18 protein-coding genes and 1 pseudogene are annotated in these 18,562 nt (G+C 37.2%); 3 read left to right on the top strand and 16 right to left on the bottom strand.

Annotation, left to right across the window (positions count from 1 at the left end; translation table 11 throughout):
• Positions 1 to 30 precede the first annotated feature (30 nt).
• From ACIQ7L_RS20730 to ACIQ7L_RS20745, 4 genes are all read right to left on the bottom strand, one after another.
• On the bottom strand, positions 31 to 693 hold the full coding sequence (locus ACIQ7L_RS20730; protein ID WP_400571291.1) for a 3-oxoacid CoA-transferase subunit B: 663 nt from the start codon (positions 691 to 693) through the stop codon (positions 31 to 33).
• Positions 677 to 1,363, bottom strand: coding sequence for a CoA transferase subunit A (locus ACIQ7L_RS20735; RefSeq protein WP_400571292.1), 687 nt, complete (start codon positions 1,361 to 1,363; stop codon positions 677 to 679). Before ACIQ7L_RS20735 ends, ACIQ7L_RS20730 begins: the two co-directional genes overlap by 17 nt.
• Positions 1,364 to 1,443: 80 nt before the next feature.
• Positions 1,444 to 2,226: an SDR family NAD(P)-dependent oxidoreductase gene (locus ACIQ7L_RS20740; RefSeq protein ID WP_400571293.1), complete on the bottom strand. Its 783-nt coding sequence runs from the start codon at positions 2,224 to 2,226 to the stop codon at positions 1,444 to 1,446.
• Between the two features lie 61 nt (positions 2,227 to 2,287).
• Positions 2,288 to 2,518, bottom strand: a complete 231-nt coding sequence (locus ACIQ7L_RS20745) for a hypothetical protein (protein WP_400571294.1) — start codon at positions 2,516 to 2,518, stop codon at positions 2,288 to 2,290.
• 145 nt (positions 2,519 to 2,663) lie between these two features.
• Here ACIQ7L_RS20745 and ACIQ7L_RS20750 point away from each other — a divergent pair, with 145 nt between their 5' ends.
• The gene (locus ACIQ7L_RS20750; protein ID WP_400571295.1) at positions 2,664 to 3,569 is read left to right on the top strand and encodes a LysR family transcriptional regulator; all 906 of its coding nucleotides are present in this window, start codon (positions 2,664 to 2,666) and stop codon (positions 3,567 to 3,569) included.
• 69 nt (positions 3,570 to 3,638) lie between these two features.
• On the opposite strand, the gene ACIQ7L_RS20755 is transcribed toward ACIQ7L_RS20750, so the two are convergent.
• From ACIQ7L_RS20755 to ACIQ7L_RS20775, 5 genes are all read right to left on the bottom strand, one after another.
• Positions 3,639 to 4,115, bottom strand: a complete 477-nt coding sequence (locus ACIQ7L_RS20755; RefSeq protein ID WP_154712595.1) for a 2,4'-dihydroxyacetophenone dioxygenase family protein — start codon at positions 4,113 to 4,115, stop codon at positions 3,639 to 3,641.
• Positions 4,116 to 4,323: 208 nt separating this feature from the next.
• The gene (locus ACIQ7L_RS20760; RefSeq protein WP_400571296.1) at positions 4,324 to 5,112 is read right to left on the bottom strand and encodes an SDR family NAD(P)-dependent oxidoreductase; all 789 of its coding nucleotides are present in this window, start codon (positions 5,110 to 5,112) and stop codon (positions 4,324 to 4,326) included.
• Positions 5,113 to 5,492: 380 nt separating this feature from the next.
• Entirely contained in the window at positions 5,493 to 5,627 is a 135-nt protein-coding gene (locus ACIQ7L_RS20765) for a hypothetical protein (protein WP_400571297.1), read from the bottom strand.
• Positions 5,628 to 5,691: 64 nt separating this feature from the next.
• Complete coding sequence (locus tag ACIQ7L_RS20770; protein WP_400571298.1) at positions 5,692 to 6,981, bottom strand: MFS transporter; 1,290 nt, start codon at positions 6,979 to 6,981, stop codon at positions 5,692 to 5,694.
• Positions 6,982 to 7,147: 166 nt separating this feature from the next.
• Positions 7,148 to 8,203, bottom strand: a complete 1,056-nt coding sequence (locus tag ACIQ7L_RS20775; protein WP_400571299.1) for a TauD/TfdA family dioxygenase — start codon at positions 8,201 to 8,203, stop codon at positions 7,148 to 7,150.
• A gap of 484 nt (positions 8,204 to 8,687) precedes the next feature.
• Between ACIQ7L_RS20775 and ACIQ7L_RS20780 the strand changes: the two are divergent.
• Both ACIQ7L_RS20780 and ACIQ7L_RS20785 read left to right on the top strand, forming a co-directional pair.
• A pseudogene (locus ACIQ7L_RS20780) lies at positions 8,688 to 8,862 on the top strand (IS3 family transposase); the annotation flags it as partial.
• Between the two features lie 239 nt (positions 8,863 to 9,101).
• On the top strand, positions 9,102 to 9,875 hold the full coding sequence (locus ACIQ7L_RS20785) for an SDR family NAD(P)-dependent oxidoreductase (RefSeq protein WP_400571300.1): 774 nt from the start codon (positions 9,102 to 9,104) through the stop codon (positions 9,873 to 9,875).
• 107 nt (positions 9,876 to 9,982) lie between these two features.
• Here the strand turns inward: ACIQ7L_RS20785 and ACIQ7L_RS20790 are convergent, their stop codons facing one another.
• The 7 genes from ACIQ7L_RS20790 to ACIQ7L_RS20820 all read right to left on the bottom strand — a co-directional run bounded on the left by ACIQ7L_RS20790 (position 9,983) and on the right by ACIQ7L_RS20820 (position 18,390).
• Positions 9,983 to 10,879, bottom strand: coding sequence for an alpha/beta hydrolase (locus ACIQ7L_RS20790; protein WP_400571301.1), 897 nt, complete (start codon positions 10,877 to 10,879; stop codon positions 9,983 to 9,985).
• 249 nt (positions 10,880 to 11,128) lie between these two features.
• The gene (locus tag ACIQ7L_RS20795) at positions 11,129 to 12,127 is read right to left on the bottom strand and encodes a TauD/TfdA family dioxygenase (protein WP_400571302.1); all 999 of its coding nucleotides are present in this window, start codon (positions 12,125 to 12,127) and stop codon (positions 11,129 to 11,131) included.
• Between the two features lie 307 nt (positions 12,128 to 12,434).
• A complete protein-coding gene (locus tag ACIQ7L_RS20800; protein ID WP_400571303.1) occupies positions 12,435 to 13,724 on the bottom strand; it encodes an MFS transporter in 1,290 nt (429 codons plus the stop codon).
• 136 nt (positions 13,725 to 13,860) lie between these two features.
• Positions 13,861 to 14,916 (bottom strand): TauD/TfdA family dioxygenase, encoded by a 1,056-nt coding sequence (locus ACIQ7L_RS20805; protein WP_400571304.1) that lies wholly within the window; start codon positions 14,914 to 14,916, stop codon positions 13,861 to 13,863.
• 37 nt (positions 14,917 to 14,953) lie between these two features.
• A complete protein-coding gene (locus tag ACIQ7L_RS20810; RefSeq protein WP_400571305.1) occupies positions 14,954 to 16,468 on the bottom strand; it encodes a long-chain-fatty-acid--CoA ligase in 1,515 nt (504 codons plus the stop codon).
• Positions 16,469 to 17,327: 859 nt separating this feature from the next.
• Positions 17,328 to 17,963, bottom strand: coding sequence for a CPBP family intramembrane glutamic endopeptidase (locus ACIQ7L_RS20815; RefSeq protein WP_400571306.1), 636 nt, complete (start codon positions 17,961 to 17,963; stop codon positions 17,328 to 17,330).
• Positions 17,964 to 18,102: 139 nt separating this feature from the next.
• Positions 18,103 to 18,390, bottom strand: coding sequence for a DUF5316 family protein (locus ACIQ7L_RS20820; RefSeq protein ID WP_400571307.1), 288 nt, complete (start codon positions 18,388 to 18,390; stop codon positions 18,103 to 18,105).
• Positions 18,391 to 18,562: the final 172 nt, after the last annotated feature.

The following is an 18,562-nucleotide window of genomic DNA, read 5'->3' on the forward strand; positions in this document are numbered from 1 at the left end:
TCTGCTTGTCCATGTGTTGCCCTCCATCCTTCACTTATTACTTACGAGTGTTAAATCATTCAAATACTCTAAATCAAAACCAACCTTTTCACTTAATTCTTGTATTGAAATCTCTTCCATCATTTCTACAACTTTTACGCCTTTATCCGTAAATTTAAAAACAGCGTAATCAGAAACAAATAAATCTACTTTTCGAATCCCGCTAGTTTCATATGATAATTCCTTGACTAATTTAGACGTTCCATCCTTTGCGAACAAGGTAGCTGCGACAATAACCTTTTTTGCTCCTGTCACCAAATCCATCGCTCCACCAACGCCTAAAATCGGCTGATTCGGAACGGCCCAGTTAGCAATTTCACCATGAACATCCACCTGAAGTGTGCCTAAAACCGCTACGTCAATATGACCACCTCTAATCAAAGCAAAAGAATCAGCACTATTAAAAAATGAGGCACCTTTCAAATAGGTAACCGGTTCTTTTCCTGCATTAATTAAATCAATATCTAATTTTCCCTCTACAGGAGAAGGTCCCATACCTAACAATCCATTCTCAGATTGTAAATAAACCTCTTTATCATCTAAATAGGAAGCAACCAAAGTAGGAATTCCAACTCCTAAGTTAACAATCTGTCCATCTTCTAATTCTTCGGCAATTCTCTTAGCAATAATTTGCCTTTTATCTTGACTCAACATAATCACTCCCTATCTTTGAATATTTGCTTTGTATGACATAATCCACATACGCATGAGGCGTCACAACAAATTCTGGGTCCAGCTCACCAACTTCAACAATTTCATTAACTTCGGCAATGACTATTTTTCCAGCTGTAGCCATCATAGGGTTAAAGTTTCTAGCTGTCGTATGGTACACTAAATTTCCAATTCGATCTGCTTTATCCGCCTTTATAATAGCGACATCACCTTTAATAGCCTTTTCAAAAATGTATCTCTCTCCATCAATTTCTCTTTCCTCTTTGCCCTTGCTTAATTCAGTACCAACGGCGGTTCTTGTGTAAAAACCACCTATTCCGGCACCGCCGCAGCGAATTGCTTCAGCTAATGTACCTTGAGGTAGCAAATCGATTTCAAGCTCGCCTTTAGACCAGGCTATTACCGCTTCTTTATTAATGGAAAAAAAGGAGCCAATTGCTTTTTTTATTTTTCCCTGCATGAATACTTTATGTAATCCTTGTCCAAGATCCCCTAAATTATTACTAACAATCGTTAAATCATGAATATCTGTTTCTAATAGTTCATCAATGATCGTTAAAGGTGTACCTGATAAGCCAAAGCCTCCTGTTAAAATTACATCGCCACTCTTGAAATACTTTCTTATTTCACTAGACTCAATGACTTTATCCATTATTTCCCCTCCACTTCTTTATAAAGTGCTTTCTTTTTCAGTTAAAATAAAATAAGAAATCGTTGTGATTTTATGTTTATTTACACTTTTTGTTCGAGAAGTTTTCGGGTATAGGTGGTTACCCATTTCCTTGGCAGCAGCCCCACAGATTTAGCCATGAGTTTATTTTTAAAACCCGGGATGATTACCCTCTTATTTTTCATTAACCCTTCAAAGCCGCACTTGGCAACCATTTGTGGATCCAACATGTTCTTATTGAACACTTTTGTGCCTGCCCCGGCGAATTGCTGCGTGAGCGGTGTTTTAGTAAAGCCTGGACATAATACGGAAACTTGAACGCCGGTTCCTTTCAGTTCTTCCGCAATCGCTTCCGAAAAGGATAAGACGTACGATTTGCTTGCTCCATACATCGACATCCGTGGAACTGGCTGAAAGGCCGCTAATGAAGCCACGTTTAAAATTTTACCTTGCTTTCGTTTCACCATGTCATCCGTAAAAAGCCTGGTTAAATAGGTAAGCGAGATCATATTGAGCTGCAGATATTCCATTTCTTTCTGAATATCCATTTCCGTCATGAACCCGAACCCGCCAGCTCCGGCATTATTAATCAAAATATCAATGTCAATTTCCTCGGTTTTCAAGTGTCGATGCAAGCTCTCTACCGTCGTATAGTTACTCAAATCGCCGGCAAAAGTATTCACTTGTATGCCATAATCCTTTTTAAAATTCTCGGCTTGTTGTTCCAACAACGTTGCGTCCCTAGCGACTAACACTAAGTTATAGCTATGGCCTGCGGAAATTTTAGCAAATTCCAAACCGATTCCTTTTGTAGCACCTGTAATTAAAACTGTTTCTGTTGACATCCGTCTCCTCCCCATGTATTATTTATCCAGTTCCGAAATAAGAAAGCGCTTTATCCACGCCTTAAACGATAGATTCAGAATCTGTTACGCCAATGCTCGAACAAGCGCTCGTCTCCCTAATACTTCGCTTTCTTTCACAACTTTCTCGTGACCCTCTATTTGACGTGAACATACTACAACGTTTACATCTTCCTTTACCAACGCAAGCACTTTCAGGAGCCGTTAACCTGCTACCATCTTCAGTAACTATTTCTGTCTGTCCTGTTAAACCAAACAATTGTTTAGATGACATTCTAGACACCTCCATTATTTAGAATATTTAAAATTTTATAAATATTCTTATTGTCTTTGATTATACTCATAAATTATAATTAAATAAAATTAAAGATTTTAATTTGTAAGTAAGTATTACTAATATTCAAAAAGGGGGGGCGGTCATGAATATTGAGCAATTAGTATATATTATTGAGGTCTCAAAACACAGTTCTCTAACTATAGCAGCACAGAATCTTCATGTGACCCAATCTACGATCAGCCAGTCCATTACCAGCTTAGAAAAGGAGTTAGGGATTAAAATTCTTAATCGCTCAAGGGGACACGGTGCTGTGCCGACCGATGAAGGTAAAATCATTCTAAAACTTGCCTATGGAGTACTGAGAAAAATTGAAGAAATAAAAGAGGCGGCCGACTTATTCAATTCCATGGAAGTCGGGGAACTAAGATTATCTTCTTTACCTGGATTAACGACGTTTCTAGTAAAATCTATAGCCGCTTTTAGACATGAATATCCACACGTAAATGTGGAAGTTGCCGAAAAAAGTGGGTCTGCTATCATTGAAGATATTCGACAACATAAGACCGACATCGGACTGATTACGTATTCAGCTGATTTAAACATAAATATGGAAGGAATAGCTTTTGAAACACTATTTGAAGGAAAACAGAAAGTATATGTTTCTAAACATTCTCCCTTGGCGTTCCTTGGCACCATAACTCCGCAGGATATACTTGATCAAACTCTCGTCACATATAACGGTGAATTTATGCAGGATTTTGTTCAAGATTTCTTTAACAAATATAAACCCTTAAAAGTCCTATTTACATCAAATAATGCAGATGGAGTTCTCCAAGCCATCATTGAAAGTTTAGCTATTACATTTGCTCCTGATTTCATAATGAAAAATTATTCCCCTGTCATCAATGGTGATATCATTCCAATTGATTTGATGAATCATAGGACTGTAAATATTTCTTTAGGGCTGGTTCGATCAGAGAATAAACATTTATCCACTTTTACCAACAAATATATTCATTATCTAAAATCCAAAATTATTAAGAGTTAAAAAAGAAAAAAAGAGAAGCATCTTCGTCGCATGTGAACGACTAGCTTCTCTTTTTTACGAATCTATCTTTTAAAATTTTGTTACATCTACAGGTTCAATTCCTTCAGCCGCACAGTGGTCATGGTATTTTTTCAGGAATGACTCAAAATTATCTCTGGCAATAATTTCTCCATTCTCACCTAAATAGTCTAATGTTCCTTCAACAATATTCAACGTAATAACTTCTTCATCCCCTACAGCCTGAGGTGTATGTGAGGAGCCAGCCGGCTCATAAACGACATCACCAGCTTTGGAGATCCAAGGATCTTCGAGATATCTCCAAGTACCTTGAACAGTATAAACAATAACCGTACCAGGATGAAAATGAGCCGGAAGTTGCATAGCCGCAGGAACTTTTAATAGCGTAACCGTCTGTCCTGTCACCGGATTGGCCTTAAGCAATTTAAACTTCGCATCTCCAAAATACGGAATCCAAGGTAAATCATCTGGACAAATATTATTGGCATGAAATGCCACTACATCTTTTACACTTTTTACGTTACTCACTTATATCCCCTCTTTCAATTTTTTGAAATCCGCATACCGATAACGCTTACACTAGTCAGCTGATTAACTATTGCGAATTTATTATTTTTAGTATATTCATAATTTTCAATTAAGTAAAATTATTATTTTTAACTTACACTTAAGTTGTATTAATTTACACCATCAACTTGGTATATTCACGAACTAAGTTTCATTATTTGGGTGAAATTTACTTAGCGCCAAGTCCCCCATCAAGAGTCAATATTTGTCCTGTACAATAATCAGAAGCTGCTGAAGCAAAATAAAGGACTGCTCCTACTAAATCATTGTCTCTACCTAACCTCCTTACTGGAACTTGGGAGGCGATAAGCGGGCCAGCCTTATGTACAAGTGTTCCCGGTATTTCTGGATTATTCATTCCAGTAGTGAAAACTCCAGGAGCAATGGAATTCACATGCACTCCATGGCGACCCCACTTAACTGCAAGATCCTTCGTTAAAGTCATAACTGCACCCTTACTTGTTGTATATCCTACAGAATCTACAGCTTCCGGGTCAGTACCTTTAAAGCCGATTGAAGAAGAAATGTTAATGATTTTTCCATATTCATTGTCTATCATATGTCTTCCTACAGCCTGACACATTAAAAATGTTCCTGTCACATTTGTATCGAGCATAGATTGCCATTGTTCTAAAGGCATTTCCGTAGCAGGCGTTTCAAAAACCGTTCCGCTACTGTTGACTAAAATTTCGATTTTCCCAAAATGAGAAACCGCTTTCTCCACACCTTGAACAATAGATTCAGGAACTGTTACATCTAATGATACAGCAAATGCTTGTCTTCCTAACGTCTCGATTTCTTTCACAACTTCTTCGCAAACCTCTATACGACGTGAACAAACTACCACGTTTGCTCCGGCCTCAGCCAACGCCAGTGCCATTACACGCCCTAACCCGCTACCACCTCCGGTAACCATGGCTGTCTGTCCTGTTAGATCAAACAATTGTTTAGATGACATTCTAGATCCCCCCTAAATTAAGAATATTCAAAATTTTTAAAACATATCATGTTACTGATTATACTCATAAGTTATAATTAAATAAAATTAAAAATTTTAATGTGTAAATAAGTATTACTAATATTCAAAATGGATACAGTCATGAACATTGAACAATTACTATAAATATGGACGGAGTTCTGCGAGTCATTATTAGAAGCTTGGCTATTGCATTTGCTCCTGATTTCATAATAAATAATTATCCCCCTGTCATAAAGGGGGAAATCATTCCGATTGATTTGGTGATTCGTAAACTCTTAAATATTTCTTTTAGGTTGATTCAAACAGTGAATCCGCTGCTTTTTTGCTATGTGCGAAGCACCAATTCTGTTATACACAAACTATTTTACTTCATCCTCTATTTCAATATGATCATCAGAGTAGGTCTCGGACATCTTCTCTTGACAATTCCAGCACTCACTGCGATTTCGCTCCATAATGGCCAATTCTTCATGACAATGTACACAACGATCCATTTATGCAACCTCCTTTTCATATTTACTCCTTTCTTTCCTTCCTCGATCCATCCATCAATGATTTTTAAATACTTACTTGCTCTTCTGCTTTTATTGTTGTGTGACTTTGCTTCGCGGGACGTACAACAATCAAAAACAATAATCCGATAACAAGCATACCTAAAGAAGTTACTTGAAATCCATAACGATATCCCATTGCCTCAGTCGCTGCATATTGAATAAAATACCCGAATACGAGCGGAGCAATAATACTTGTTGAGCTTGCAAGAGCAACGTAGGCCCCTTGTGCTTTTCCGATGTTTTGGGGAGAAAAAAAGTCCATTAATATTGCAGGTGCGAGTGAAAGAATGACATAAGCAAAACCTGGAGCAAGGGTGAAGAATAGGATGGATATAGCACTTGAGTTCACGGCATTTGCCAAATATACACAAAGAGCAGATAGCACCATCATGGAACCGGCAAGATTTATTCGTGCTTTACGAATATCCCCAGTTTTGCGATAAATCCGGTCTGATAGCATAGAAAATCCAATTTGGCTAATGGCAGCGAAAAGAAAAGGTAACGACACGGCTAATTTTAATGTTTGATTATCAAAATGTTGAACTTTGGTAAAGTATGCTGGAAACCATATCGCTTGAACAGACAATAACCAATAGGCACACCCACCACACAAAATGATAAAAATAAAATTTTTAGACAAAAGATGCGGAAGAAACTGACGCCAAGAAACCTTAGAGAGGGTTGATGAATGCTGCTCCTCTTGATGAAAAGAAGGCAACCCGATTTCTTGTGGACTTTCTTTACCGAAAATGACCCATAAAACTAACACAGTCAGTCCAACAATTCCCATGGCTATAAAAGCAGCTCTCCATCCATATTGATTGATTAAGGAGATTAATAATGGTGAAGCAATTGCAGGCCCAATTGTTGCTCCACAGAGAACAGCGCCAAAGCCTATACCATGTCTATGTTTTGGGAACCATTTTCCCACTATAACCGTTGATAGAGCAGGGGCTGCGCCTTCGCCTGCTCCCAAGAGTATCCTTGTAAGCACTAGCAAAGACAGACTGGAAACAAAAGGTGTAATAAATTGAACAATCAACCATACCAGCGACATCCAAGTTAACATTTTTTTCGTGTTTCTAGAATCAGCCATACCGCCAAGAATGATAGAGGAAAAAGTGAAGAACCAAAAGAAGGAACTTCCCACCAATCCCCATTGTGAAGGACTTAAATGTAACTCTTTCATTACGGGAACGGAAACCAAACCAATGACAATCTTATCAACTTGGTTGATCATACCGGAAGCAACTAGAAATAATAATATAAACCAAGAATATTTTGGGGTGTTCAATATAAAAATCTCCCCTTACTTTTTTCTATTTAGGGAAAACCTTTGTTTGAATTCTGAAAGGTACTCCCCATCACATGAATCAATTGGTGTTCTTATAAAACGTTTTATTAAGGTAAGTCTTTCGGATTTAAGCTCACGGCTAAACTCCTGATATTTATTAAATCCATTACCTTAAGTTTTCTACAATACCACCAGCTGTTTTTCCACGTACGGGAATACCGCCGCGACCCGCTTTACCTGTTTTCTCATCAATAAACATCGCGAAATCAGGTGCAATTTCTCGGCCGTTTGGCATCGTGAGCCACAATCTTAGTAAATGACGTTTGCGTTCCGGTTCTTCATAATCTTCGTATATAGTACGTGAATGAAGAACGGTATAATTATTAACAAATTGCATATCACCCGGTTCCATCATCATATCAATATGCATGTTTTCATCATGAAGGAGGGAATCCATTAAGTCATATGCTTCAATCTCAACTTGTGACAAATGGATACCTGTTTTCGCTTGTGCTGATTCGACATATCCGCGATTATATCTGCAGCTCAATTTACCGTCGTAATAACTAAAGACTGGTGATGAATATACTGGAGATTCTCCTGGTGCTTCCTCACCACGACGATCCAAGAAGTATGGACGATAGAGAATCCCAAGATACTCTGGATACTTCTCAAGAATTTCATTATAAACAGCTATAGAACTTACAATACTACTGAAACCCCCAGATTTAGCTTTTCGAAGACTTAATAATCCGACTACGTCAGATCCATCTGGGTGAAAGGGAAGATGTGCATTCGTTTGGTAACCGCGTACATTTGAATCATTAATGTTGAGACCTTGATCAATGACATGTCCTAAGAGGTCACCTTTTGCGTTTTGCGTTACTGGGATGCCCAAGTGAACTCCGAGACCCCAATAAATGATGCCCGCTTCTTCATCCGTATACTTTTCCATTGGTAATCCACGAATTAATAGGAACCCCCTCCCATTCTCCAGTTCGTCAACAAAGTAAGCGATTTCATCAGAGAGATCAGAAATCGGGAAGTCCTCCTTGTTAAAATTAGGGGCTTGTAAACCTTTTTGTTTAACATAAAATAGAGCGCTTTCAAGAGATTCGATCATTTTCTCGGACAAATAATAAACCCATGAATCATCTTTAGCTAGATCAATGCCTTTCCACGCTACTGGTCCTTGAACTTTTTCCTTTAAAATGGACGACATAGGTACTCCTCCTTCCTTTTCTAATGCATTTCTCTGTTGTTTTCTTGGGTAACTCCTTTAAAAATACCACTTATCTAGGAAGCTTGTACTTCACCAGCTTATCCTGACAGAATCGGTCATCTATGGCCTAGTTTTGATGAGATAATATTGCAACCTTTGCTTTATCGGTTGTTTCTGATGTGTATAGAATTACTGCAAGTCTTTCTAGAAATGAGAGTACTTTCATAAACATGATAGCTTGTTTCCTAATAAAAGATTGACTCCCTCTCCCCTCCCGAATCCTTTGTCAGACAAATTATCACTTATTAAATGATGTCCTCCCTTCCACTTATATGTAAGCGCTTTTAATAACAACTATTGTGAACGTGTTAATTGTTATTATTTTCATTATATTCATAATTTTCAGTTAAATAAAATTAAAGATTTTAATATGAAAGTAAGTATTACTAATATTCAAAAAGGGGTAAGGTAATGAAGTATCTAGTCGTTTCATGCCCTTTTAAAGAAAGAAGAAGTATATCGTACAAAACACGTTTGAACAAGTAAACTTAGCACTATTTCAATACATCGAAGGATTTTATAACCGTAAGCAAATCCATAGTAGTATTGGTTATAAAACTCCTCAAGTAATAGAAGATCTTGCTAAAGAAATAGCTTAGATTTAACTTTTTTGTGTCCAAAATATTGACTCAAATCCATTACTAAAGTATCAGTTCTATTTTATTTACAAAATAGTTTTTTCTATTTTATATTAGTAGTACTTAATTACAAATTAAAATTTTTAATTTTATTTAATTATAATTTATCAGTAGAATTAAAAGTATAAATGAGTTAATATTCCAAAAAAACACTTTCGCGTTTGGTCTTTTACGGTTAAATCGAAACAGGAGGTTGAACTATGGACTTAAAGTTATCTGGAAAAAAAGCACTGATTGTTGGAGGAAGCCGGGGGATTGGTAAAGCTACTGCTCGCCAATTGGCTCTAGAGGGTGTAGATTGTACGATTTGTTCAAGAAATGAATCCTCACTAAAAATTGCTGCAGAGGAATTAGCTCAAGAAACAAACAGAAATATTTATCCAATTGTGGCAGATACCACTGATCCTGACTCTATCCTAAATTTAGTTGAAAAATCAGCAGCAGCAATGGGAAGCATTGATATTTTAATCAACAGTGGAGCCCGTGTTGGCGGCTTTGAGCCAGAGGATTTTAATAGTATTAAAGATGAACTTATTTTGAAAGATTTTGAAGAAAAGTATATGGGCTATTTTCGTTGTATGCGAGCTGTAGCTCCTTATATGATAGAAAATAATTGGGGACGTATTATAAATATAAGTGGTCTGGCTGCTAGAATTGGTGGCAATTATTTTAGTTCCGGTCCACGTAATGCATCTGTTGTCCATTTAACAAAATCCGCATCATTGGAATTAGGAAAACACGGAATTAACGTCAATGCTGTTTATCCAGGGATTGTCGATACGGAAATGTTTAGAAACCGAGTCACTAACGAAGAGGCTGTGCGTCAGATGGCAGGACTCAATGCACTCGGCCGCTTGATTACAGTAGAAGAAATTGCTAATGTCATTACTTTTCTATCTTCACCTTTGGCAGCATCGATTACTGGTGATGTCATCTCGGTAACCGGCGGAATTGGAGATACCGTTTTTTACTAAAAAGCTAGGATTGATATTATAACTGTATCGTAGATTACCAATAATAGTGTATTAAAAAAACGAGCCTCGCTAAAAGCTGAGGCTCGTTTTTTTAGAACTTTTTAATCTCACTCTATCCCGATTGTATATGTAGCAGCATTCAAAAACTTGTCAATCTTAGAAACAGTCCATTCAATGTTCTTAGAGAAAATAGCCATATGTGCAAAAAAGCCGTGGATCATACCAAGTTCACATACATATTCAACTTGCACACCAAATTTTTTCAGACGTTCAGCATAAGCCATTCCTTCATCCCGAAGCACATCATTTTCTGCTGTGATCACGATTGCTGGCGGGAGACCACTTAAATCTTCAGCAACTAAAGGAGAAGCATATTCATTGTACTTGTCCTCATCATTCCTTACATAATGATCACGGAACCAAATCAGCTGTTCGCGATCCAGACCAAATCCTTTTGCAAATGCTTGATGGGATTCCGTATTAAACTCAAGGTTTGTCGCAGGGTAGATTAAGACCTGTGCAGTGATGTCAGGGCCTTTTCTATCTCTCGCCATCATAGTAACTACTGTCGCTAGATTTCCGCCTGAGCTATCCCCTCCGACTGCCAATCTAGTAACATCTCCGTTAAAAGAGGTCCCTTTTTCATAAACCCATTCCAATGCCGTATATGCGTCTTCGACTGGAGTCGGGAACTTATATTCTGGAGCAAGACGATAATTTACAGATACAACAATACTAGCCGTTCTATTTGCTATCATTCGGCAACTTGCATCCATCGATTCAATGTCTCCTAGAACCCATCCTCCACCATGGTAGTAAATGAATATCGGGAATGGGCCTTGCCCCTCCGGTATGTATACCCTACATTTGATTTCTTCGTCTTTGCTTACCGGTATCATCAAATTCTCTATCTTTGAAACCAGATCTAATTTTACAGCAGGACGCGGTGCATTGGAAAGCATATCTCTTACTGCCTTAGGATCCATCTCGTGAATAGGCGGCATCTGATTATATGCTTGTAAATATTTTTCTGCTTGCGGATCTAAATTTGCCAAGAAACATCATCCTCACTTCCATTTATTTTAAAATTAATTCGGCTATTTCTTAGACCTTGATTCCGATTCTGAAACGCTCACATTCACTTCATCATTAAAAAACATACAATGGTGATTTTATTCACCTTATTTCGATGAATAAAATCACCATACAACTTGATATAAGAGATATTGGTGATTAACATTACCACCAGATTTTTATCTAATTACAGGTGCTCCTCCGATATAAAACTCGAAATCCGGGGCAATTTTTCGGCCATTTGGCATCATGAGCCACAATCTTAATAAATGACGTTTGCGGTCATCTTCTTCATAATCTTCAAATAATGTACGTGAATGAAAAACTGCATAATTATTAACGAATTGCATATCACCTGGTTCCATCATCATATCAATATGAAAGTTTTTATCATGAGTAAGAGAATCTATAAAATTAAATGTTTCGATTTCCTCTTTCGACAAAGAGATACCTGTTTTCATTTGTGCTGATTCGACATATTGGCGCATATATCTGCAGCTCAATTTACCATCGTAATAGCTAAAGATTGGTGATTGAACTACCGGAGATTGACCTAGTGCTTCTTCCCCACGAAGATCATGGGCGAATGGACGATAAAGAATTTCAAGGTACTCTGGGTGCTTCTCCAGAATTTCATTATAGATAGACATTGCACTAGCAATACTGCTTAAACCACCAGATTTCGCTTTGCGAAGACATAGTAATCCGACCACATCAGCAAGATCTGTGTGATAGTCAAGATGCACATTTGTTTGGTAACCTCTTACTTTTGTATTATCATTAAAGTCTTTACCTATGTTTTTGATATGCCCTAAGAGATCCCCATTTTTGCTTTGGATGATCGGCAGTCCCAAGTAAAGTCCGAGACCCCAGTAAATGATGCTTGCTTTTTCGTCAGTATACCGTTCCATTGGCAATCCGCGAATCAATAGAAACCCTCTACCATTCTCCAGTTCGTCGACAAAGTATTTGATTTCGTCAGCGAGATCAGGAATCGGGAAATCCTCCTTTTTAAAATCTGGTGCTTTTAATCCCTTTTGCTGAACATGTAATAATGCCTTATCAAGTGCAACAATCGTTTTATCGGACAAATAATAAATCCACGAATCATCTTTAGCTAGTTCAATGCCTTTCCATGCTGAACGCCCTTGAATTTTTTCATTTATAATGACTGACATACATATTCCTCCTTTATTCATTTGGTTATTTTTCCACTTGATATAACTGAATATTTTGAATTTTCTTTTCCTTAGTATACTTATAATTATAAATTAAATAAAATTGTTATTTTTAATTTGTAATTAAGTTGTATTAATATATACCGGCATTCAGTCTCGCAAACTAGCCCTTTCAAAAAACTAAGTAATAGATACATTGACCAAATAATCAATTAACATAGTTATGGTCATTCCAATTTGGTATATTCACTAACTAAGAAGATCCTTCGTTGAAGTTATAACTGCACCCTGATTTGCTGTATATTTTTTAAATACTCACTTGTTCCTCTGTTTTTATCGCTGTGTTACTTTGCTTCGCGGGACGTACAACGATCCAAAATAATAATCCGAAAACGAACATACCCAAAGAAGTTACTTGAAATCCATAACGATATCCCATTGCCTCATTCGCTGCATATTGGATAAAATATCCGAATACGAGCGGGGCAATAATACTTGTTGAACTTGCAAGAGCAATGAACGTCCCTTGTGCTTTTCCGATGTTTTTGGGAGAAAAAAAGTCCATCAATATTGCGGGTGCGAGTGAAAGAATGACGTATGCAAAACCTGGAGCAAGGGTGAAGAACAGAATGGATATGGCAGTTGAATTTACAGCATTTGCTAGATATACACAAAGAGCAGCTAACACCATCATGGAACCGGCAAGATTTATTCGTGCTTTACGAATATCCCCAGTTTTGCGATAAATCCGGTCTGATAGCATAGAAAATCCAATTTGGCTAACAGCAGCGAAAAGAAAAGGTAACGACACGGCTAGTTTTAATGTTTGGCCATTAAAATGTTGAACTTTGGTAAAGTATGCCGGAAACCATATCGCTTGAACGGACAATAGCCAATAGGCACAACCTCCACATAAAACAGTAAAAACGAAATTTTTAGACAACAAATGTGGAAGAAACTGACGCCAAGAAACCTTAGAGAGGGTTGATGAATGCTGCTCCTCTTGATGAAATGAAGGTAATCCGATTTCTTTTGGACTTTCTTTACCGAAAATGATCCATAAAACAAGCACAATCAGTCCAACAATCCCCATGGCTATAAAAGCAGATCTCCATCCATATTGATCGATTAAGGAGATTAATAGTGGTGAAGCAATTGCTGATCCTCCTGTTGTTCCTAACAAAACAGCGCCAAATCCTATACCATGTCTATGTTTTGGGAACCATTTTCCCATTATTGCCGTTGATAAGGCAGGGGCTGCGCCTTCGCCTGCTCCCAAGAGCATTCTTGTAAAAACTAGCAGAGACAGACTGGAAACAAAAGGTGTGAGAAATTGAACAATCAACCATGTAAGTGACATCCAAGTTAACATTTTTTTCGTGTTTTTGGAATCGGCCATACCACCAAGAATGATAGAGGAAAAGGTAAAGAACCAAAAGAAGGAACTTCCCACCAATCCCCATTGTGAAGGGCTTAAATGTAACTCTTTCATTAGGGGAACGGAAACCAAACCAATAACAATTTTATCAACTTGGTTGATCATACCGGAAGCAACTAGAAATATTAATATAATCCAAGAATATTTTGGAGTGCTCAACGTATAAATCCCCCCTATTTTTACCATCAAGGGAAAACCTTTTCCTAACATCTGAAAAGGTGCTCCCCATCACATGAATCAATTGGTGTTCTTATGAAACGATTTATAAAGGTAAGTCTTTCGAATTTAAGCCCAATTACTTCAAGTTTTCTATAATACCGCCAGATGTTTTTCCACGGACAGGAATACCGCCACGACCCGCTTTACCTGTTTTCTCATCAATAAACATCGCGAAATCGTGTGCAATTTCTCGGCTATTTGGCATCGTGAGCCACAATCTTAATAAATGGCGTTTGCGTTCCGGTTCTTCATAGTCTTCGTATTGAGTACGTGAATGAAGAACTGTATAATTATTGACGAATTGCATATCACCTTCTTCCAACATCATATTATAATGCATATTTTCATCATGAAGGATGGAATCCAGTATGTCTAACGCTTCAATTTCAACTTTTGACAAATGGATACCTGTTTTCGCTTGTGCTGATTCAATAAATGTACGGACATATCTGCAGCTCAATTTACCATCATAATAACTAAAAATTGGTGATGTAAATACTGGTGATTCACCTGGCGCTTCCTCACCACGACGATCAAAGTTGAATGGACGACAGAGAATTCCAATATACTCTGGGTACTTCTTCAGAATTTCATTATAAACAGCCATTGAACTTACGATACTACTGAACCCCCCAGATTTCCCTTTTCGAAGGCTTAATAATCCGACGACATCAGATCCATCTGCGTGAAAAGGAAGATGCAATTTCGTTTGATAACCGCGTACATTTGAATTTTCTAAGCTAAGACCTTGATCAATGACGTGCCCTAAGAGGTCACCATTTGCGTTTTGCGATACCGGAATGCCCATGTGAAGTCCGAGCCCCCAATAAATGATGCTCGCTTCGTCATCCGTATACCTTTCCATTGGTAATCCACGAATTAATAGGAACCCCCTCCCATTCTCTAGTTCTTCCACAAAGTACGCAATTTCGTCAGAGAGATCCGGAATCAAGAAGTCCTCCTTGTTAAAATTAGGTGCTTTTAAACCCTTTTGTTTAACATGAATTAAAGCGCTTTCAAGGGATGCGATCGTTTTCTCGGACAAATAATAAACCCATGAATCATCTTTAGCTAGATCAATACCTTTCCACGCTACTGGTCCTTGAACTTTTTCCTTTAAAATGGACGACATACATAATCCTCCTTCAATAATATGGTTAGTTAATCTCTTACTTAACTTCAATCAATTGTCTTAACTCTCTGCGCAAAATTTTCCCTGTTGAGTTCTTAGGTAACTCTTCAGAAAATTCCACATGTCTAGGAAGCTTGTACTTCACCAGCTTATCCTGACAAAATCGGATAATGTCATTCATGGTGATCTGCTCATCATTGACTACGACATAAGCTTTTACGTTTTCTCCGTATTCTCCATCGGAAATTCCGATTACGGCTGCCTCTACAACAGCAGGATGTTGATACAGAACTTCCTCCACTTCACGAGGATATACATTGTATCCACCAACAAGAATCATGTCCTTCTTTCGATCAACGATGTAGATGTATCCTTCTTCATCCATCGTTGCTAAATCACCAGTGTAAAACCATCCATCTATAAAGGCAGCTAATGTAGCTTCTGGCATTCCTAAGTATCCATTCATTACATTTGGCCCTTGAACTACTAATTCTCCGACTTCTCCTCTCGGCACTTCTATTCCATCCTCATTGACAACTTTGCTCTTGACGCCTGGTATATCTAAACCGATAGAGCCTGGCTTGCGAGTTCCCTTTAAAGGGTTAATAGCAACGAGAGGCGAAGTTTCCGAAAGTCCATACCCTTCCAAAATAAAAACGTTGTACTTATTTTCAAATTTTTGTAACAGCTCGACCGGAATCGAAGCACCTCCTGAGATACACACGCGAATGGATGAGAAATCTTCCGCAGTAGATTCAGGCGATTGAAAGATAAAATTGTACATCGTAGGAACTCCAGCAAACACTGTTGCCTTTTTTTCTCGAATGGTACGGACCACATCAAGAGGGCTGAATTTAGGTAGGATCAGGACAGTTGCCCCGCAAGCAATTGGCCCATTCAAACTTATAGTCATACAGAAAACATGAAACATTGGTAGAACAGCTACTACACAATCTTTATCATGGAGTTCAATTAACTCTGAAATGGAGTCTGCATTCGAAGCCAAATTCCGATGCGATAACATCGCACCCTTTGGTTTCCCTGTTGTTCCTGATGTGTATAGAATGACTGCAAGGTCTTCCTGATCAATGAAAGTGCTTGGACAAACATTATTACTTGTTTCCATCAGATGCTCCCATGCCGATTCCTGATCCTCGGCATCTGTATAAATGACTAGCTTTAGATTTTCCAATTGTTCCTTTATTTCTGACAACCTTGGCTCTACGGATATGTGCGCAATAACTGCTTTAGCTTGACTATCGTCTAAAATGTAGTTGATTTCCTCTTTGGTATACAAAGGATTCATCGGAACAACAAATGCACCTAGTCGTAAAATGCCGTAGTACGTAATAAGAAATTCAGGGCTATTTCCTAATAAAAGAGCCACTCCATCTCCCTTCCCGATTCCTCGGGCAGACAAACCAGCAGCCAATCGATCTACCTGCTGATTTAGTTCTTTATAAGTAACACTTTTATCTCTATAGATATAAGCGATACTGTCTGGGAAATTACTTGCACTTCTTCTCAGATTTTCGTCTAAATTATAACTCATTAAATGATTCCCCCCTTTATTCATATGAAAGTGTTAGAATAGTAATTATTATGAATATTCAAAATATTATTACGTTAAGTATACTTATAAATTATAATTAAATAAAATTAAAGATTTTAATTTGTAAGTAAGTATTACTAATATTCAAAAAGGAAGGCAGCCATGATGTTGGGAGCCCTTCAGGGGTGGCAAAAGTGGCAAAGACAATAGAGGCTTGAATGAAGATAAAAGCCAGCGCCTTTAGACGCTGGCCAGTAGTATAGCTTATAACCTTTGTGCAAACCATCCTTTGGAAGGGTGGTTATGATTAAATAATTAATATTTTAAAACAAAAACAAAAGTAAAAAAAGAGTCCTATTAATTTAGGACTTTTTTGTTTTATGTAAGAAGATGTTTTCGTAATTGGTCTAGTTATAGAGTTTCATTAGTGAAAATGTCCTTCAGATGCTTTAGGAACAGTCCCAATATCAGAGATAATCATTTTAACAGTTTCATCTACTGACATGGTTTCGGAAATGATTTTCTCGTTTGGTGAGTCTAGCAAATCTTTATTAGTGTACCAAGCTGTTAGTTCAGCTTCGCCAAAATCATCTCTGTTGGGCTGATTGTTCTAATAATAAATGAAAGTAAACTTCTATTCAAAAGTTTACTTTAGTTAATCTAGGGGTACTGCCGCATGCCCATATATATAAGAGTGAGAAGAGAAGAGCAAAGTGAAGAAAGTCAATAATAGCAAGGGTTTATAAGGTATAGGGTGTACCTGAAGTAACACCTAAAAACTGGAAAATAATAAAAAGATGTCAATATAAAATAACATCTAAAATAAATAAATTGGTAACTTATGTTTATAACTTATTTATTAATTTGCTGTACTCTTTTTTGAGTAATATACTGAAAGTAAATTAAACTCCACATGCAAAAATATTGAAAAAACAATTGATAGTGAGTAATCCGTAATCATACCAAATATGATTCCCCCTAAAAATGCGAACAGCATAAATTTTATGCTAGTCTGATTAAAGCTGTAATATTGTAAGTGCGCTACAGCGAATAGAAAGGAAGATATTAGGATCTGTACCGTAACTGGTATGTAAAATATTTCATAAAGAGGGTATATTGGGAATGAATTATTAAGCATTGGTATAATCATCCCTCTGAAAATTACTTCTTCAAAAATAGGATACATAATTACAAAGTTTAAGATGTTCTTTTTCCCGCTCGGCTTATACCCTGAGTATCGTGAAATGAAGATATTCGTTATCGCGGCAATCAAGATTAATAGAACAATTGATTCGTAGTGAATTGGTAAACGGAATACGTAATTATCTTCATAAAAATAAATAATTACTGTCAGCAGTGTTCCCCATATATAAATAATCTCATTTTCTATCTTTCGGTACAACGTTCTTCCAATAATAACACCAACTGTAATATCAACAATTTTATATGAAAAAGCTAATAAAACAGCAAATACCAAAGCAATAAGGTAGCTCATATCGATTTATCACCCTATCTCCCAAGGAACTCCTTTGAATTCATGCATTTGATTGACATCCAGCATTACTTGATTTTGAAATATTTTCCCGCTATTTAATTTTTTATATTATGTTGACTAGTTTTGTATACGCTATACATTAAATGACGATGTAAACTAGTGCTGCTATAAGATTTGGAATAGCCATTATTAAAAAACCTTTTGATTGGTCGATACGGCCAATTTTACGCTTTTCCTTTTTTGAAAATAGGGTTCCTTTATTACCTAAAATTAAGCTATCAATGAAGTAAGCTAAAGCTAACCCAATACTAATTAACCCAAAAGTTCCACATACATAATAAATGTGACTCCAATCCCGACTAAAATAAGATTCTACAGATACGATAAGTAATAGAAATATTCCTGAAATGAGTCCTCTCTTTATCATTATGATCCCTCTTTCAAAAAGATTTAATATCCACATTATACCATATTGTTGAGTGTATATTTTGTGAACCACCCGCTACTTAACGTCCTAACGGACTGTTTGAAGTGGGGGCTTCTCGGTTAGTCGTTACTTTTGATAGCTAACGAATTAGTCCTAAGACAGCCGAGCTAAC

The organism is Bacillus sp. NPDC094106, from assembly GCF_044764345.1.
Classification (GTDB): domain Bacteria; phylum Bacillota; class Bacilli; order Bacillales; family Bacillaceae_G; genus Bacillus_A.

Excerpts from the sequence above, each read along its gene's own strand:
- ACIQ7L_RS20730 (WP_400571291.1), bottom strand. The coding sequence starts at position 693 with ATGTTGAGTCAAGATAAAAGGCAAATTATTGCTAAGAGAATTGCCGAA.
- ACIQ7L_RS20735 (WP_400571292.1), bottom strand. The coding sequence starts at position 1,363 with ATGGATAAAGTCATTGAGTCTAGTGAAATAAGAAAGTATTTCAAGAGT.
- ACIQ7L_RS20740 (WP_400571293.1), bottom strand. The coding sequence starts at position 2,226 with ATGTCAACAGAAACAGTTTTAATTACAGGTGCTACAAAAGGAATCGGT.
- ACIQ7L_RS20745 (WP_400571294.1), bottom strand. The coding sequence starts at position 2,518 with ATGTCATCTAAACAATTGTTTGGTTTAACAGGACAGACAGAAATAGTT.
- ACIQ7L_RS20750 (WP_400571295.1), top strand. The coding sequence starts at position 2,664 with ATGAATATTGAGCAATTAGTATATATTATTGAGGTCTCAAAACACAGT.
- ACIQ7L_RS20760 (WP_400571296.1), bottom strand. The coding sequence starts at position 5,112 with ATGTCATCTAAACAATTGTTTGATCTAACAGGACAGACAGCCATGGTT.
- ACIQ7L_RS20765 (WP_400571297.1), bottom strand. The coding sequence starts at position 5,627 with ATGGATCGTTGTGTACATTGTCATGAAGAATTGGCCATTATGGAGCGA.
- ACIQ7L_RS20775 (WP_400571299.1), bottom strand. The coding sequence starts at position 8,203 with ATGTCGTCCATTTTAAAGGAAAAAGTTCAAGGACCAGTAGCGTGGAAA.
- ACIQ7L_RS20785 (WP_400571300.1), top strand. The coding sequence starts at position 9,102 with ATGGACTTAAAGTTATCTGGAAAAAAAGCACTGATTGTTGGAGGAAGC.
- ACIQ7L_RS20790 (WP_400571301.1), bottom strand. The coding sequence starts at position 10,879 with ATGCCGCCTATTCACGAGATGGATCCTAAGGCAGTAAGAGATATGCTT.
- ACIQ7L_RS20795 (WP_400571302.1), bottom strand. The coding sequence starts at position 12,127 with ATGTCAGTCATTATAAATGAAAAAATTCAAGGGCGTTCAGCATGGAAA.
- ACIQ7L_RS20805 (WP_400571304.1), bottom strand. The coding sequence starts at position 14,916 with ATGTCGTCCATTTTAAAGGAAAAAGTTCAAGGACCAGTAGCGTGGAAA.
- ACIQ7L_RS20810 (WP_400571305.1), bottom strand. The coding sequence starts at position 16,468 with ATGAGTTATAATTTAGACGAAAATCTGAGAAGAAGTGCAAGTAATTTC.
- ACIQ7L_RS20815 (WP_400571306.1), bottom strand. The coding sequence starts at position 17,963 with ATGAGCTACCTTATTGCTTTGGTATTTGCTGTTTTATTAGCTTTTTCA.
- ACIQ7L_RS20820 (WP_400571307.1), bottom strand. The coding sequence starts at position 18,390 with ATGATAAAGAGAGGACTCATTTCAGGAATATTTCTATTACTTATCGTA.